1 protein-coding gene is annotated in these 1,476 nt (G+C 39.2%); it reads right to left on the bottom strand.

From position 1 onward, the window contains the following. Nucleotides 1–173 precede the first annotated feature (173 nt). Nucleotides 174–1,373: an IS256 family transposase gene (locus BM130_RS15060; protein ID WP_074964426.1), complete on the bottom strand. Its 1,200-nt coding sequence runs from the start codon at nt 1,371–1,373 to the stop codon at nt 174–176. Nucleotides 1,374–1,476 lie beyond the last annotated feature (103 nt).

The raw sequence follows: 1,476 nt of genomic DNA, 5'->3' as shown, positions 1-1,476 counted from the left end.
TGGTAGTGTTTAAATTAGTGTGTCCGGATAAAGATCTATCTCAGTTTAGTTAGTATTGCAAATTTAATTTTTTCTTTTTCCTGATTTGATAAATATTCATATGAGATTAGGAGTTATTCTGTCAAGGCTCCCGACCGAAGGGAGGGACTTGTATAGCCTTGACAGAATAGCTACTAATCGCTCCCTTTATTTATCAAATCAGGATGTTCCACCTGCTTTCCGGGGAATAATGTTTTATCTCTGTCAATACCCGGTAATTGCCTAAAATATGCACGTTTTTCCATTGCTGTTTTGGCCATCAACACTATGACAGATTCTTCATTGGGCATAGCACCTCGCATACGCAATACCCTTCTGAAGTCTCGTTGTAATCGCTCAATCCAGTTGGTGGTATAAATCATTGACTGAATTCGATAATCATAATTTAGATACGTAAAATAATAACGATAGGTTGGGTCATTTTTCATTTTCTTTATCGTTCGATAATGTTTTCCCCATTTTTCGCACAATTGCTGCCAGGCATTCCATGCTTGTTCCCCTGTGTAATACTGATTGCCGGTTTGAAATACTTCCCGTAAATCCTCGCTCAATTCTTCTTTATCGCTATGACGCACTTTGTTGAGCATGTTCCGCTTCAAATGCGTAACACATTTTTGAAGCGGGGTCTTGGGATAAACCCTGGCAAGGGCATCTTCAAGATATTTTAAGCCATCTGCTACCAGCAAGCCTATGGATCGAACACCTCTGGATTGCAAACTCTCAAACATTTCCTGCCACCCTGTGGAACTCTCACTAGGGCGGTTAAATATCCCTAATACTTCTCGTGTTTTATCCTCTTTTACCGCTATGGTTACATAAAAGGCTTCGGTTTCTACGCTGTCTTTTCGGTGTACCTTTATGTGAATAGCATCAACAAATACTATTGGATAATATGACTCAAGACTACGTGATAACCACTGGTCAACATCTTCTCGCAAGTATTCTATCATCCGGCTTATACTGCCTTTACTATAATGGCGTCCGTACACTTCTTCAAATACTTCCCCTACCTCTGATTGGGTAAGTCCTTTACTGTACAAACTACCCGCTAAACGCTCACATTCTAATTCCTGATCTCGCAGTAAGGCTAATATGGTTGGATGAAAATTACCGTAACGATCCCTTGGTATACGAAACTCTAAGACTCGCCCATTTCCATAACTCCTGCCCTGACGGTAACCATTCCCTTTATTCCCCGGGTGGGTATCCAAAAATTCTCGACGTTCACTTCGCATCAGGCTTTCTATCATCAATTCCAATAGGTCTTGTAACCCTTTTCCTTTTGTTATATGTTTGCTTATTAACTCTGTTAATTGTTCCTTTGTAAAATCCATTGGGTCTTCTCTTTTTAGTTATACTTTTTATTTTTTCGTTTGTAAAACTAAGCTGAGAAGACCTTTTTTATTCTATTACAGACACACTTTTTTAAACAGTATC

It is taken from the genome of Thermophagus xiamenensis (assembly GCF_900112795.1).
GTDB classification, from domain to species: domain Bacteria; phylum Bacteroidota; class Bacteroidia; order Bacteroidales; family Marinilabiliaceae; genus Thermophagus; species Thermophagus xiamenensis.
The sequence above is the reverse complement of the archived record's forward strand: the minus strand, read 5'-3'. Positions and strand labels throughout refer to the sequence as shown.

Coding starts and splice junctions, on each gene's coding strand:
- BM130_RS15060 (WP_074964426.1), bottom strand. CDS start 1,373: ATGGATTTTACAAAGGAACAATTAACAGAGTTAATAAGCAAACATATA.